Origin of the sequence: Variovorax pasteuri, from assembly GCF_051216435.1 — a bacterium.
Classification (GTDB): Bacteria; Pseudomonadota; Gammaproteobacteria; order Burkholderiales; family Burkholderiaceae_C; genus Variovorax.
Genome location: NZ_JBPJZS010000002.1, coordinates 842,389 through 856,417, shown reverse-complemented (window position 1 = coordinate 856,417; position 14,029 = coordinate 842,389). Strand labels below are relative to the sequence as shown.

Genomic DNA, 14,029 nt, shown 5'->3' with positions numbered 1-14,029 from the left:
CTTCAAGCCAACGCAGATCGAAGGAACCATGAACAGGATTCACGAAGAGAACGCCTACCGTCCATTGAAAGACTGCGTGGCCGTGGTCACGGGCGCAAGCCGGGGGGCGGGGCGCGGCATTGCGCTGGAGCTGGGCGCGGCGGGCGCCACCGTGTACGTCACCGGCCGCAGCACGCGCGATCGGCCCGCCGGCACCTACGCCCAGCTGCTGGCACTGTCCGGCATGGCGTCGGTGCCGGGGAGCATCGACGACACCGCCGACGAGGTCACGCGCCAGGGCGGGCGCGGCATCGCGGTGCCATGCGACCACACGAACGAAGAAGACGTGGCGGCGCTGTTCGCCCGCGTGGCGCGCGAGGCCGGCCGGCTCGACCTGCTGGTGAACAACGCCTGGGGCGGCCACGAGAGCTTCGACGGCGTGTTCGACGCGCCGTTCTGGGAGCACCCGCTCGCGCACTGGGACGCCATGTTCGAGCGTGGCGTGCGCAACCACCTGCTCGCCAGCCGCTGCGCCGCGCCCCTGCTGGTGCGGCAGAAGAAGGGGCTCGTGGTGACCACCACCTTCTGGGACCGCGACCGCTACCTGCGCGGCAACCTGTTCTACGACCTCGCGAAGGCCTCGATGACGCGCCTGGCCTTCGGCATGGCGCAGGACTTCAGGCCCCACGGCGTGGCCTCGGTCGCCGTGTCGCCGGGCTGGATGCGCACCGAGTTCGTGCTGGCCGGACACAACACCGACGAGGCGCACTGGCAGGAGCGGCCCGCGCTGGCGCGCACCGAGTCGCCGCGCTACCTGGGGCGCGCCGTGGCGGCGCTGGCGGGCGACGCGAAGGTGATGGACAAGAGCGGGGAAGTGCTGCGCGTGGCCGACCTGGCGCTGGCCTATGGGTTCACCGACATCGACGGCAGGCAGGTGGCCGCGTTCGAGATGTAGCCGGCGGCACCGCTGGCATCGGCGGGTAGGACAAATTCGCCCTCGACTGGGGAAAATCGCGTACCGCCGCGGGCGCGCGCGGGATCACCATGTGCACAGGTTCAAAGTAATCCGCAACCCGAACCTTCACACCAGGAGGTGACCCGCCATGCCTGCCCCAGCCGCAATTGCCGCACCGGCGTCCGCCAGCCAGCTCGCCCGGTCCAACCCCGTCCGGTTTCCCAACGAAAGCGTGGCCTACCGAAAGGCGCGCATGGATCTGCTGGCCGAGGAAATCGACCTGCGCCGGCGCATCGAGCACGTCGCGCAGATGCGCCGCGCGCTGCCGCCCGGCGGGGTCGTGCCGGAAGACTACGTGTTCCAGGGCGTCGACGGGCCGGTGCCGATGTCCGGCCTCTTCGGCCAGCACGGCACCCTCATCACCTACAACTGGATGTTCGGCCCGAAGCGCGAGCGGCCGTGCCCCATGTGCACGTCGTTGCTGAGCGCGTTCGACGGCGAAATGCCCGACCTTCTGCAGCGCGTGGCGTTCGCGGTGATCGCCACGTCGCCGGTCGAGCGGATGACCGCCTTTGCCAGGGAGCGCGGCTGGCGCTACCTGCCGCTCTACTCGTCGCAGGGCAACAGCTTCAACGCCGACTACGCCGGGGAGACGCCCGACAGCGGCGACCTTCCGGCCTTCAACGTGTTCCGGCGCGACGGCGACACCCTGCGGCATTTCTGGGCCGCCGAAATGGGCCCGGGCACGGCCGACCCGGGGCAGGACCCGCGCGGCGCGCCCGACCCGATGCCGATCTGGAACCTGCTCGACATGACGCCCGAGGGCCGGGGCTCGGACTGGTATCCCAAGCTGAGCTATTGAGACGCCGCCTGTTTTAAACGCAACCGTGTTGCGTATGCTTCCTATAATGCAATCCTGTTGCATATATGGAGCCTGTTCCCATGGCCGATCGCCTCCCCGTCACCGTGCTCTCCGGCTTTCTAGGCGCGGGCAAGACCACGCTGCTGAACCACATCCTCCACAACCGCGAGGGCCGCCGCGTGGCGGTCATCGTCAACGACATGAGCGAGGTCAACATCGACGCCGCGCTGGTGCGCGACGGCGGCGCCAAGCTCTCGCGCACCGAGGAGAAGCTGGTCGAGATGAGCAACGGCTGCATCTGCTGCACGCTGCGCGAAGACCTGCTGCTGGAGGTGAGGCGCCTGGCGAAGGAGGGGCGCTTCGACCAGCTGGTGATCGAGTCCACCGGCATCTCCGAGCCGCTGCCCGTGGCCGAGACCTTCACCTTCGCCGGCGAAGACGGCAAGAGCCTGGCCGACGTGGCGCGGCTGGACACCATGGTGACGGTGGTCGACGCCTTCAACTTCCTGCGCGACTACGGCTCGGCCGACAGCCTGGGCCAGCGCGGCCAGTCGCTGGGCGACGAGGACACGCGCACGGTGGTCGACCTGCTGATCGAGCAGATCGAGTTCTGCGACGTGCTGGTGGTGAACAAGACCGACCTCGTCACGCCCGGGGAGCGCGAGCGGTTGATGGCCATCCTGCGCAGCCTGAACCCGCGCGCGCGCATCGAGCTCGCGGCGTTCGGCCGCGTGGCGCTCGACCGCGTGCTCGACACCGGCCTGTTCGACTTCGAGCAGGCCGAGCAGGCGCCCGGCTGGCTGGCCGAGCTGCGCGGCGAGCATGTGCCCGAGAGCGAGGCCTACGGCATTCGCAGCTTCGTGTACCGCTCGCGGCTGCCGTTCCACCCGATGCGCTTCTGGAAGCTGGTGCAAAGCGAGTGGGAGGGCGTGGTGCGCTCCAAGGGCTTCTTCTGGCTTGCGAGCCGCGCCACGCGCGCGGGCACGTGGTCGCAGGCCGGCGGCGCCTGCCGCTACGGCGCGGCGGGCTTCTGGTGGGCGGCGGTGCCGCGCGAGCACTGGCCGACCGATGCCGATGCGCTCGAACTCATCCAGAAGAACTGGGACCCGGGCACGGGCGACGCGCGGCAGGAGCTGGTGCTGATCGGCATCGGCATGGACGAGGCCGCGCTGCGTGCGCGGCTGGACGCCTGCCTGCTGACGGAGAACGAGATGCGCTTCGGCGCCTCGTGGTGGCAGAACTTTCCGGACCCGTTCCCTTCCTGGAACGTGTGAACAGGCGCTAGCGGGAACACTCGCCGCAGGTGCCGTGCAGCGTGAGCGCCGTGTGCCGGGTGTCGATGCCCTGCTTGCGCAGTGCCTTGCCGAGCCGCCCCATCACCTTCGGCAGTTCCGGGTCTGACGGCAGCGCCAGCACCTTGTGGCAGTGGTTGCATTCGAAGGTGTTGCCCGACGCGGCGTCCACGTGGCGCGAGAAACGGTTGACCCGGTCGGCGCCCACGCGGCGGTCGCACAGGCCGGCCTCGACCAGCCGGTCGAGCACGCGGTAGACCGTTACGCGGTCGGGCGCCTCGCCGGTGGCGGTGGTGTAGGCCGAGGCCACGTCCTCATGGGTCAGCGGCTGCGAGCTGTGTTCGAGCAGTTCGAGCACCGTCTGCGCGGCGCGCGTCACGCGCAGGCCGCTGTCGCGCAGCAGCGCTTCGCTGTCGAACGGGGCGGCGGCCAGGGGGGACTTCGGGTGCGGGGTGGAGGTCTTCATGCGAAACGCCATTGTGTTGCATCCGGGGTCCCCGTGTCCGGCGCGGGGACGCGGGCCGGCCCTGCATATGCCCGAATGCACCTAAGCATCTGACGAATGGGTCGTTCGCTTGCGGGCCGCGGCGCGACAGAATCGCGCGCTTTGTCTCCTGCAACCGAAAGTTCTCCATGCGACCCCATTCCCCGCTGAAGCTGCTGAAACCGGTCCTGGCGCTGTGGGCCGGCGTGTCGCTGGCTGTGCTGGGCTTTGCCGCGCAGGCCCAGACCGCGCCGGCCTTTCCGTCCAAGCCCGTGCACATCACGGTGGCGAACACGCCCGGCAGCTCGCCCGACGTGCTCGCGCGCCTGCTGGGGCAGCGCCTGTCGGAGCAATGGAAGCAGCCGGTGGTGGTCGACAACCGCGCCGGCGCGGCCGGCATCCTGGCGGCCGACGGGCTGGCCAAGGCGCAGCCCGACGGCTATTCGCTCCTGGTGGGCGCGGACGGCCCGATCACCATCCTCCCCAACATCCAGTCCGGCCTGCCGTACGACGCGCGGCGCGACCTGGTGCCGGTGGTGTCGCTCGGGCAGATCGACTTCGTGCTGGTCGCCAACCCGAAGACCGGCTTTCGCACCGTGGCCGACTTCGTGCGCGCGGCCAAGGCGCACCCGGGGCGCATCAACTACGCCTCGGCCGGCAACGGCAGTCCGCAGCAGCTCAGCATGGAGCTGCTCAAGCAGAAGGCGGGCATCTATGTCACCCACATCCCGTACCGCGGCGGTCCGCTGGGCATGCAGGACGTGATCGGCGGGCAGGTCGACGTGATGTTCATCGCCGTGGGCCCCGCGTTGCCGCACATCCGCAGCGGCCGGCTGGTGGCGCTGGGCACCAGCGGCGAAAAGCGCCATGCGCTGTTGCCCGAGGTGCCCACCGTGGCCGACACCTACAAGGGCTACCGCTCGGGCACGTGGTTCGGCCTGTTTGCGCCGGCGCGCACGCCTCAGCCGGTGATCGATGCGATTGCGGCCGATACGGGGCGCATCGTGCAGGCGCCGGCCCTGCGCACCGAACTCGCGGCGCAAGGCATCGAGGCCACGGGGTATCCGCAGCGCCAGTTCCAGACGCTCGTGTCGGCCGAGTACGAGCGCTATGCGCAGATCGTGAAGGCGGTCGGCATCAAGGCCGAGTAACGCGGCGTCATTTCAGGGATTTGGCCAGCACCTTGGCAAAGGTCTCCACGTCGCCGTCGCGGCACACCTCGGCGGCCAGCGGGGCGTGGCCCTGCGCCACGGCCGCCAGCGCCATCGCCTTCTTCGGGCACAGGCCCAGGCAGCTGCACTGCACCACGCGCAGGCGCACAGGCATGTGCGACAGGCCGTGCTTGAGTTCCTTGCGCACCTGCCGGGCTGTGAGCTTCGTGGGGCCGTCCTTTCGTTCTTCGCATTCGCCGCACACGAGCACGACGCCGGCCAGCTTGGTCTCGACCATGGGGGGAGATTGGCTCACGTGGATTTCCTTGGTGTCTTTGCCCACGATGTTGAGCGCGGCGGCACGGTGTGCAAGTCAGCCAACCCGCCGTTTCCATGCCCCCGGTCGCGCTCTGGCAGGCCCCGGATGCGCTAAGGTGCGGCCATCCGCTTTCTGAACACCTTCGCCTGATCATGTCCCGTCCCCCCATCGAGATCGAAACCGCCCCCCATCCCACCGCCACGGTGATCGTCATGCACGGCCTGGGCGCCGACGGCAACGACTTCGTGTCCCTGGTCAACGAGCTCGACCTGTCGGGCGTGGGCCCGGTGCGCTTCGTGTTCCCGAACGCGCCGGTCATTCCGGTGACCATCAACGGCGGCTACCAGATGCCCGCCTGGTACGACATTGCCGCGCCCGACCTGTCGAGCCAGGAAGACGAGGCCGGCCTGCGCCGTTCGCAGGCCGCCATCGAGGCGCTCATCGCCGGCGAGAAGGCCCGCGGCATCGCCGCCGAACGCATCGTGGTGGCCGGCTTTTCGCAAGGCTGCGCGATGGCGCTCATGACCGGCCTGCGCCACACCGAGCGCCTGGCCGGCATCGTCGGCCTCTCGGGTTATCTGCCCATTGCCGCCACCACGGCAGCCGAGCGCCATGCGGCCAACCACGAGACGCCTGTGTTCCTTGCCCATGGCCGCCAGGACCCGGTGGTGCCCCTGGCCGCTGCCTTGCGCTCGCGCGATGCGCTGGCCGCGCTGGGCCACACGGTGGAGTGGCATGAATACACCATGGCGCATTCGGTCTGCATGGAGGAAATTGCCGACCTGAACCGCTTCCTGCTGCGCGTGCTCGGCTGAACTCGGCGGGGCGCCGCAACCCGACGTGTCGGCCAGCCGCGCCATGGCCGGTATTTCACAAGCCGTTCGAGGCGCCAACGGGCGTTTTTCTTATGTGTGTAGCTATCAAAAACATAGCGCTTGACAGGCTGGCAAAGGCCGGGATTCCCTGCGCAAGCAACGCCCGCGCGCCCGTGCTACCTTCCAGCCCCTCAGAAGATTGATGGGTCATAACAATATGAGCAACAGATTGCAGGAGAGGTTGGGTGCACTTTCGGCCGCGCGCCTCCAGGCCATGCGACGCGGCATCGAGAAGGAAAGCCTGCGCGCGCTCCCCGACGGCAAGCTCGCGCTCACGCCGCACCCCGAGGCCTTGGGCTCCGCGCTCACGCATCCGCACATCACGACCGACTTCAGCGAATCGCAGCTCGAGCTCATCACCGGCGTCCACGCCAACGTCGACGCGGCCCTGCAAGAGCTCACCCGGGTGCACCAGTTCACCTACCGCGTGCTCGACACGCTGGGCGACGAGCGCCTGTGGGTCTCCAGCATGCCCTGCGGCCTGCCTACCGACGAGACCATTCCCATCGGGCGCTACGGCTCCTCGAACGTGGGCCGCGCCAAGAGCGTCTACCGCATGGGCCTGAGCCACCGCTATGGCCGCCGCATGCAGACCATCTCGGGCATTCACTACAACTGGTCGCTGCCCGACGTGTCGAGCGAGCAGTACTTCGCGCTGATCCGCAATTTCCGCCGCCACGCCTTCCTGCTGCTGTACCTGTTCGGCGCCTCGCCGGCGCTGTGTTCGAGCTTCGTGGCGGGCCGCCCGCACGAACTGCAGCCGCTGGGCGACGGCAGCATGTTCATGCCGCATGGCACCTCGCTGCGCATGGGCCGGCTGGGCTACCAGAGCGACGCGCAGGCCTCGCTGGCCGTGAGCTACAACAGCCTGGACGGCTACGGCGCCTCGCTGCAGGACGCGCTCACGCGGCCCTGGCCGGCCTACGAGGCCATCGGCATCCGCAACTTGGGCGGCGACTACAACCAGCTGGGCACCAGCCTGCTGCAGATCGAGAACGAGTTCTACGGCACCATCCGCCCCAAGCGCGTGATCCACCCTGGCGAGCGGCCGCTGCACGCGCTGCGCGAACGCGGCGTGGAGTACGTCGAAGTGCGCCTGATGGACCTCGACCCGTTCGAGACCGTCGGCATCAATGCGCAGACCATGCGCTTCATCGACGTGTTCCTGCTGCACTGCCTGCTGAGCGACAGCGCCGACGACACCCCGCAGGAGATTGCCGAGCTCGCGCACAACCAGCACCTCACGGCCGCGCGCGGCCGCGAACCGGGCCTGCAGTTGCAGCGCGAGGGGCGTGAAGTGTCGCTGGCCGACTGGGGCGCGGAGCTGGTCGAACAGTGCCTGCCCATTGCGGTGGCGCTGGACGCGGCGCAGGGCGGCGGCACGCTGCACGCCGACGCGGTGCATGCCGCGCGGGCCGCGCTGCGCAACCCCGACAGCCTGCCCTCGGCGCGCGTGCTCGCGGCCATCGAGAACGCGCACGGCAATTCCTTCGTCGGGTTCGTGCGCGCCCAGTCCGAGCAGACCCGCACGCAGCTGCTGGACCTGCCGTTCCCGGCGGCGCTGCAAGCCGAGTTCGAGCAGATGACCGCCGAGTCGATCCAGGCGCAGAAGCGCATCGAGGCGGCAGACACCATGCCCTTCGAAATCTACCGCGAGCAGTACGTCTCGCCCGCGCGCCTGGGCATGGCGCGCAACCGCGTGGCGCTCGCCGCCTAGCACTTTCGTCCTGCCTTTCGCCTCGCGCCCCTTCGCATGACGACAGGGGCGGTGGCGGATGGCCTACAGGCATTGGCCCGCATCGCCCACCGCGCGCATCCGTTGCGCAGCGACGATGGCTGCCATGACATTCAACGCCTACCTCGTCGAAGACAGTCCGGTAATCAGGGAGAACCTGGTGGGCTTTCTCGAAGACGTGGCGGACGCGCATGTCGTGGCGTCGGCCAGCACGGAGGAAGAAGCCGTCACCTGGCTGCGGCTTCATGCCGACGACTGGGACCTCACCATCGTCGACCTGTTCCTCCGGCGCGGCAACGGCCTGGGCGTGATCCGCGCCTGCCGCAACCGCGCGCCGCACCAGAAGGTGGTCGTGCTGAGCAACTACGCCACCGCCGACATGCGGGCGCGCTCGCAGCAGTTGGGCGCGGATGCCTTCTTCGACAAGTCGGCCGAACTCGACCAGCTGGTGGCGTACTGCGAGCAGGTGCGCTCGGCCCGCCATTGACCGGCGGATGAACGCACAGGCCTGACGCCGGGGTGACTTGTCTTCTGCGCGGGGGACTGCGCGCGGTTGCTTTTCTGGGTTAAAACGCCACGCTGCCGCCCCGGGCGGCGACGAAACAACGGCAACTCCCCAGGAAAGCGACACAGAGACATGAGCAGCAACAACATCGACTTCAAGGGCCGCGTGGCCATCGTGACCGGCGCGGGCGGCGGCCTGGGCCGCCAGCATGCGCTGGCCCTGGCCGCGCGCGGCGCCAAGGTGGTGGTCAACGACCTGGGCGGTGCGCGCGACGGCTCCGGCGGCTCGGTGAGCGCCGCGCAGGCGGTGGTCGACGAGATCAAGGCGGCGGGCGGCGAGGCCATTGCCAATGGCGCTTCCGTCACCGATTTCGAAGCGGTGCAGGCCATGGTCAAGCAGGCGGTCGACGCCTGGGGCCGCGTGGACATCCTCGTCAACAACGCAGGCATCCTGCGCGACAAGAGCTTCGCCAAGATGGAGCTGGACGACTTCAGGCTGGTGGTCGACGTGCACCTGATGGGCGCGGTGAACTGCACCAAGGCCGTCTGGGCGCTCATGAACGAGCAGAAGTACGGCCGCATCGTGATGACCACGTCGTCGTCTGGCCTGTACGGCAACTTCGGCCAGAGCAACTACGGCGCAGCCAAGCTCGCGCTGGTGGGGCTGATGCAGACGCTGAGCATCGAAGGCGCGAAGAACGACATCCGCGTGAACTGCCTGGCGCCCACCGCCGCCACGCGCATGACCGAAGGCCTGATGCCGCAGGAAGTGCTGGACGCGCTCAAGCCCGAAGCCGTGGTGCCCGCGATGCTGGTGCTTGCCGCGCAGGACGCGCCCAACCGCACCATCCTGTGCGCGGGCGCCGGCACCTTCGAGGCCGCGCACATCACGATGACGCAGGGCGCCTGGGTGGGCATCGGCCCCGACGCGCCCGAACAACTGGCCGCGCGGCTGGCCGAAGTGACCTCTCGCGAAGGTGAAGTCGTGCCGCAGAGCGGTGCGGCGCAGGGCACCAACGAGGTCGGCAAGGCGATGGCGAACGCCAAGCGGGGCTGAGCCGCCAGACCGGTGGCCGGGCCCTGGGCCTCCCCGGTGCGAGGACCGGGGAGGGCCGTGGAGAGGTGCTTATTCCGCGATGAAGCTCGGGTCCGTGCGGATGGACTCGCGGTCGCGGTGGTTGTTCAGGCGGCCCAGCGTGCTGTCGAGCAGGCGCTTGAGCTTGTCGGCCGCGCCGCGGAAGGCCTCGTCGAGGCTGGCGGCATGTTGCGTCACAGCGAGCGGTTTGTGGTGCGCCAGGCGCGCCTCCATCACGCAGCACTTGTCTGCCGCGCCGGCCTTGTCGTGGTTCTCGTCGCTCAGATGCACCTCGACGCGCGTCACGTCTTCGGCGAAGCGGCTCAGGTGCTGCTTGAGTTCTGTGTCGGCCCAGCGTTCCAGCGTGTCCTTGTTCTCGATACCGTTGCTCGTGTTGACCTGAATCTGCATGCAATGTCCCTGCTGGATGGATGAACGAAGCCCCACTGTGCGCCCTGCGGCACCCGGGTGCGCGTAGGTCTATTCCCTACCCACGCGCCGGGCAGGGTCCGAAATGCGGCGGATTTGCTCAGCTCTGGATGTACGTGGTCAACTGCTCGATGGTCGTTTCCTGGTCCGCGATGATGTCGTCCATCAAGTCCTGGATGGAGATCATGCCGACCACCTTGTCGCCGTCGACCACCGGCAGGTGGCGGAACTTGCGCTGGCTCATGAGCGCCATGCAGGCGCGCGTGCGGGTCTGCGGAGTGACGGTCATCACGTCGGGCGTCATGATGTCGCGCACCTTCACTTCCTTGGAGTTCTTGCCCTGCAGCGCCACCTTGCGGGTGTAGTCGCGCTCGGAAAGAAAGCCCACCAGCTTCTCGCCGTCCATCACCATCAGGGCGCCCACCTCGAAGTGCGCCAGGGTGGACAGCGCGTCGAACACGCTGGTGTCGGGGGAGGTGCGCCATGCTGCGGAATCATGGCGCTTGAGCAGTTCGGAGACGGGTTTCATCGCGGGTCACTCCATCAAAGGGTTGTCGATTCGACCGACGCTCGGGCGCCGCACTCGGTCAAATGATAGGGGTGATACCCGTCGCCGCGATGCAAAAACCTCTAGGGGATTGCCTGCGTGCGCGCCCGCAGGCAATGCGCGAGAACTTATGGCTGCGCCGGTGCCGCAAGCATGCGGCTGAGCGTGACCGGGTCGCCCACCACCGCCTTCACCAGGCCCTGGTCGTCGAAGCTCACCTGGAACTCCGACCAGCTGTCGCGCCAGTAGCGCCATACCGGCGCGTCCAGGCTCGGGTTCTCGCTGGCCACGGGGTAGCCGATGGCCATCAGCACCTGTTCGCGCGTCATGCCGGGCCGCAGCTTCACGGCGAGGATGGCGTCGCGCACGGCCGGCGGGAAGGCCGCCATCTTCTGCCTCGGGTCTTCGGTGACCACGTAGCGCTGCGCGAAGGCGGGCAGGGTGATGTTGCGGCTGTAGTCGTTCTTGATGCGCTGCGGCTTGCCGCCCAGCTCCAGGCTGAACCAGCGGAAGTCGTAGGCCGTGATGCGCGCCGGGGTGCCCACCGCCACGATGCGCGTGCCCTGTTCGTCGTAGTTGATGTCGCTGATCGAATCGCCGTAGGTGCGCATGTTGCAGCACAGGTAGCCACTGATCAGGGGGCCGGCCGGCGGGGCGGGCCGCTGCGCATGGGCTGCGGGGGCGAGCAAGGTGGTGGCTGCCAGCAGTGCGGCAGCGGCAAGGCGCTTGGACATGGGTTTCCCTCGAATGCTTGTTGGAATGGCTGCGCCGGCAGCGCGCGGATTCTAGGATCGAGGCTGTCGCGGGCGAAGGCAGAATGCCTGCCTGCAGCTATCGAAAACGTAGCAACAAGGTTGCGTTCAGGTTCCGGGGCCACAATGCGCACCCGGCCCCGCAGAGGCCCCCCATTCCAGACAGCGACAGCGCGAAGAGAAAGAAGCCCACCGATGGCGATCCAGTGGTTCCCCGGTCACATGTATTCGACCCAGAAGGCCATCACCGAGCGGGTGAAGGACATCGACGTGGTCATCGAGTTGCTCGACGCGCGACTGCCCGGCTCCAGTGCCAACCCGATGCTGGCCGAACTCACGGCCGGCCGGCCCAGCGTGAAAGTGCTCAACAAGCAGGACCTGGCCGACCCCGAGCGCACCGCACGCTGGCTGGCGCACTACAACGCGCTGCCGGCCACCCGCGCCATCGGGCTGGATGCGAGCCAGACCGCGCCCGCGCAGCAACTGGTGAAGGCCTGCCACGAACTGTCGCCCAACCGCGGCGGCATGGCCAAGCCGATGCGCGTGCTGATCTGCGGCATTCCGAACGTGGGCAAGTCCACCCTCATCAACACGCTCATCGGCGGGCGCAAGGCCAAGACCGGCGACGAGGCCGGCATCACCAAGCTCGAGCAGCGCATCACGCTGGCCGACGACTTCTACCTGTGGGACACGCCCGGCATGCTGTGGCCGCGCATCGTCGTGCCCAAGAGCGGCTACAACCTGGCCGCCAGCGGCGCCATCGGGCGCAATGCCTTCGACGAGGAAGAGGTGGCGCTCGAGCTGCTCAGCTATCTCAAGGCCCACTACGCCGCCGGTGTCGCCGCGCGTTTCAAGCTGGTGGAGCTCGACGCCGAGACCATGGCCGGCATGAAGGACGAAGACCTGCTCGACACCATCGGCCGCAAGCGCGGCGCGCTGCTGGGCAAGGGCAAGGTCAACCTGCAGAAGTCGGCGGAGATCGTGATGCACGAGTTCCGCGCCGGCAACTTCGGCCGCGTGACGCTCGAAACGCCCGAGGAGTTCGCGCAGTGGCTGGCCGCGGGGCAGCTTGCCGATGCCGAGCGCGCGGCGAAGAAGGCCGCGCGCAGCAAGAAGCGCAAGGGCGGCGGCGAGCCCGCGCCAGAGGCGGCCGACCCGGCCTGAACCCGCAGAGCCCGCCGGCCCCGGCTTGCTCAGTCCAGTGCGAACAGCGCCCCGGCGGCCTCGTTGAGCGCCGCTGTCCGGCGTGAATCGGGGTGGGGCCCGGCGGCGGCCAGCGCACGCTGGTACAGCGCAATGCGCGTGGCCGAGACCGGCCGGCACAGCGGGCGGCCCACCGTCTGCGACAGGCCGCGCTCGGGCACCACGTAGCGCCCGGGGCTCAGGCGCGCAAAGCGGATGTAGGCCTGCAGGGCGTAGAGCATGTCCTCGTGCAGGGCATCCATGCGTTGCTCTGCGTCCTTGCCGATCTGCGCACGGCCCATGGCGTCCTTGGCCACAGGCAGGCCGAGGATGTCGGCCATGTCGATCTGGTAGTGCGTGAAGTCGCCGTACGGGCGCTTGCAGTCGATCATGAAGGTGCGCCAGTTCGCGTGCTGCAGCAGCCGGATGTGCTCGGCCGTCACGTCGAAGGCGGCACGCTGCTCGAAAGGCGGCAGGAAGCCGTAGTGCCCGGGCGCGAAGCTCGCGTACAGGAACAGCGCCGAGGTCACGCGCACGAAACGGTCGAACGCGGGCAGGACCCGCGCATCGCCGCCGTCGAGCGCCTCACCGAACTGCGCGAGCGTCAGGTCGGGCGGAACGATGGCCGGCGCACCCGATTCGCAGTTGATCCATTCGGCCTTGCTGCGGCGGAACCAGTCGATGTCCTCCTGCGTGATGGCGATGCTGCCGGGCGCGGGCGGCGCGGCGGGCTCCGGCGCGGAAGCCGCGGGCGCACTGTGCTGCCCGCAGCCCGAAGCCGCCAGCAGGGCAGAGGCGGCGCAGGCGGCCGAAAGGGCCAGCGCGCCTCGCCGATGGATCCATCTCACGTTTTCTTCTCCCATGCAAATGCAGACTGAGCGTTCGGGCTCCAGAGGATGCCACGCGGGCCTGACGTGCAACTGAGGAGGGCGCATGCGCGGCGTGCAGGCTTGCGGCCGTCCACTGCTCCTATAGCGCCAGCGCCTTCGTCAGAAGGCGCTCTTGACGACGCCGCCGTCCACGCGAAGGGCCGCACCCGTGGTCGCCGACGCGAGCGGACTTGCCACGTAGGCCACGAGCGAGGCCACCTCCTGCGGCGAAGCGAAGCGCTTGATCAGCGAGGTCGGGCGAACGTGCTCGAAGAACTCTGCCTCGACCTGCTCGAAGCTCTTGTCGCTCGAGCGTGCCATGCCTTCGACGAAGTCGCCGACGCCGCGCGATTTCGTCGGGCCTGGCAGCACGCTGTTGACGGTGATGTTCGTCCCGGCGACCGATTCCGCCAGCCCGCGCGACACCGCGAGTTGCGCGGTCTTCGTCATGCCGTAGTGAATCATCTCGGTCGGGATCTGCACCGCGCTTTCGCTCGAGATGAAGATGATCCGGCCCCAGTTCGCCCGCTTCATCTGCGGCAGCACCAGGCGTGCAAGGCGAACGCCGCTCAGCACGTTGACGTCGAAGAAGCGCTGCCAGTCTTCATCGGGAATATCTTCGAAGGCCTTGGCCTCGAAGATGCCCAGGTTGTTGACCAGGATGGCGATGCCGGCGTGGCGGCGCACGAGCTCCTCGGCGGCGTCCGCCCGGCTGAGGTCCCCGGCATGGCCGAGCACCGTGCCTTTCGTTTCCGAGCGGATGCGCTCCACCGCCTCGTCGACCGCCGCCTGCGATCTGCCGTTCACGATCACGCTTGCGCCTTCCTGGGCCAGCGTGTGCGCAATTGCGTAGCCGATGCCGGCGGTGCTTCCGCTCACCAGGGCGAGCTTTCCATCGAGTTGCAGGTCCATCTTGGTTCTCCTTGGTTGATTGACGGTCGTGTTCGTCGAGTTCTGCCGTTCGTGCCGCACGCAGGGTGGCGAGGTTTTTGTCGTGCCCCCGTCGCGCCGGCTTTCCC

Annotated in this window: 16 protein-coding genes; 9 read left to right on the top strand and 7 right to left on the bottom strand. The window is 68.5% G+C overall.

All coding sequences use genetic code 11. The features are described 5' to 3' along the window. The first annotated feature begins 28 nt into the window (after window positions 1-28). The 3 genes from ACSFBM_RS11125 (at window position 29) to zigA (ending at window position 3,070) form a co-directional block, all read left to right on the top strand. Window positions 29-934 carry an SDR family oxidoreductase gene (locus tag ACSFBM_RS11125; RefSeq protein WP_435484386.1) on the top strand — a complete coding sequence of 302 codons (906 nt, stop codon included), beginning with the start codon at window positions 29-31 and terminating at the stop codon, window positions 932-934. 148 nt (window positions 935-1,082) lie between these two features. After that, complete coding sequence (locus tag ACSFBM_RS11120; protein WP_435484385.1) at window positions 1,083-1,796, top strand: DUF899 family protein; 714 nt, start codon at window positions 1,083-1,085, stop codon at window positions 1,794-1,796. A gap of 80 nt (window positions 1,797-1,876) precedes the next feature. After that, window positions 1,877-3,070 (top strand): zinc metallochaperone GTPase ZigA, encoded by a 1,194-nt coding sequence (gene zigA / locus ACSFBM_RS11115; RefSeq protein WP_435484384.1) that lies wholly within the window; start codon window positions 1,877-1,879, stop codon window positions 3,068-3,070. Between the two features lie 7 nt (window positions 3,071-3,077). On the opposite strand, the gene ACSFBM_RS11110 is transcribed toward zigA, so the two are convergent. Next, on the bottom strand, window positions 3,078-3,554 hold the full coding sequence (locus ACSFBM_RS11110) for a Fur family transcriptional regulator (protein WP_435484383.1): 477 nt from the start codon (window positions 3,552-3,554) through the stop codon (window positions 3,078-3,080). A 167-nt stretch (window positions 3,555-3,721) separates the two neighbouring features. Between ACSFBM_RS11110 and ACSFBM_RS11105 the strand changes: the two genes are divergently transcribed. After that, window positions 3,722-4,723 (top strand): Bug family tripartite tricarboxylate transporter substrate binding protein, encoded by a 1,002-nt coding sequence (locus ACSFBM_RS11105; protein WP_435484382.1) that lies wholly within the window; start codon window positions 3,722-3,724, stop codon window positions 4,721-4,723. 7 nt (window positions 4,724-4,730) lie between these two features. Here ACSFBM_RS11105 and ACSFBM_RS11100 read toward each other — a convergent pair whose 3' ends face one another. Beyond that, the gene (locus tag ACSFBM_RS11100; protein ID WP_435484381.1) at window positions 4,731-5,039 is read right to left on the bottom strand and encodes a hypothetical protein; all 309 of its coding nucleotides are present in this window, start codon (window positions 5,037-5,039) and stop codon (window positions 4,731-4,733) included. 155 nt (window positions 5,040-5,194) lie between these two features. Here ACSFBM_RS11100 and ACSFBM_RS11095 point away from each other — a divergent pair, with 155 nt between their 5' ends. The 4 genes from ACSFBM_RS11095 to ACSFBM_RS11080 all read left to right on the top strand — a co-directional run bounded on the left by ACSFBM_RS11095 (window position 5,195) and on the right by ACSFBM_RS11080 (window position 9,213). Next, on the top strand, window positions 5,195-5,857 hold the full coding sequence (locus tag ACSFBM_RS11095; protein ID WP_435484380.1) for an alpha/beta hydrolase: 663 nt from the start codon (window positions 5,195-5,197) through the stop codon (window positions 5,855-5,857). Window positions 5,858-6,074: 217 nt separating this feature from the next. Next, on the top strand, window positions 6,075-7,634 hold the full coding sequence (gene gshA / locus ACSFBM_RS11090) for a glutamate--cysteine ligase (protein ID WP_435484379.1): 1,560 nt from the start codon (window positions 6,075-6,077) through the stop codon (window positions 7,632-7,634). 124 nt (window positions 7,635-7,758) lie between these two features. Further along, the gene (locus ACSFBM_RS11085; protein WP_435484378.1) at window positions 7,759-8,139 is read left to right on the top strand and encodes a response regulator; all 381 of its coding nucleotides are present in this window, start codon (window positions 7,759-7,761) and stop codon (window positions 8,137-8,139) included. A 150-nt stretch (window positions 8,140-8,289) separates the two neighbouring features. Then, window positions 8,290-9,213, top strand: a complete 924-nt coding sequence (locus ACSFBM_RS11080; protein WP_435484377.1) for an SDR family NAD(P)-dependent oxidoreductase — start codon at window positions 8,290-8,292, stop codon at window positions 9,211-9,213. A gap of 69 nt (window positions 9,214-9,282) precedes the next feature. On the opposite strand, the gene ACSFBM_RS11075 is transcribed toward ACSFBM_RS11080, so the two are convergent. The 3 genes from ACSFBM_RS11075 to bamE all read right to left on the bottom strand — a co-directional run bounded on the left by ACSFBM_RS11075 (window position 9,283) and on the right by bamE (window position 10,941). Beyond that, window positions 9,283-9,642: an HPF/RaiA family ribosome-associated protein gene (locus ACSFBM_RS11075; protein ID WP_435436476.1), complete on the bottom strand. Its 360-nt coding sequence runs from the start codon at window positions 9,640-9,642 to the stop codon at window positions 9,283-9,285. A gap of 118 nt (window positions 9,643-9,760) precedes the next feature. Continuing rightward, window positions 9,761-10,189 carry a CBS domain-containing protein gene (locus ACSFBM_RS11070; protein WP_435484376.1) on the bottom strand — a complete coding sequence of 143 codons (429 nt, stop codon included), beginning with the start codon at window positions 10,187-10,189 and terminating at the stop codon, window positions 9,761-9,763. Window positions 10,190-10,335: 146 nt separating this feature from the next. Beyond that, window positions 10,336-10,941: an outer membrane protein assembly factor BamE domain-containing protein gene (gene bamE / locus ACSFBM_RS11065; protein ID WP_435484375.1), complete on the bottom strand. Its 606-nt coding sequence runs from the start codon at window positions 10,939-10,941 to the stop codon at window positions 10,336-10,338. A 213-nt stretch (window positions 10,942-11,154) separates the two neighbouring features. Here bamE and ylqF point away from each other — a divergent pair, with 213 nt between their 5' ends. Beyond that, a complete protein-coding gene (gene ylqF / locus ACSFBM_RS11060) occupies window positions 11,155-12,123 on the top strand; it encodes a ribosome biogenesis GTPase YlqF (protein WP_435484374.1) in 969 nt (322 codons plus the stop codon). Window positions 12,124-12,152: 29 nt separating this feature from the next. On the opposite strand, the gene ACSFBM_RS11055 is transcribed toward ylqF, so the two are convergent. After that, window positions 12,153-12,989 (bottom strand): hypothetical protein, encoded by an 837-nt coding sequence (locus ACSFBM_RS11055; protein ID WP_435484373.1) that lies wholly within the window; start codon window positions 12,987-12,989, stop codon window positions 12,153-12,155. A gap of 141 nt (window positions 12,990-13,130) precedes the next feature. Then, complete coding sequence (locus ACSFBM_RS11050) at window positions 13,131-13,922, bottom strand: SDR family NAD(P)-dependent oxidoreductase (protein WP_435436481.1); 792 nt, start codon at window positions 13,920-13,922, stop codon at window positions 13,131-13,133. Between the last annotated feature and the right edge of the window lie 107 nt (window positions 13,923-14,029).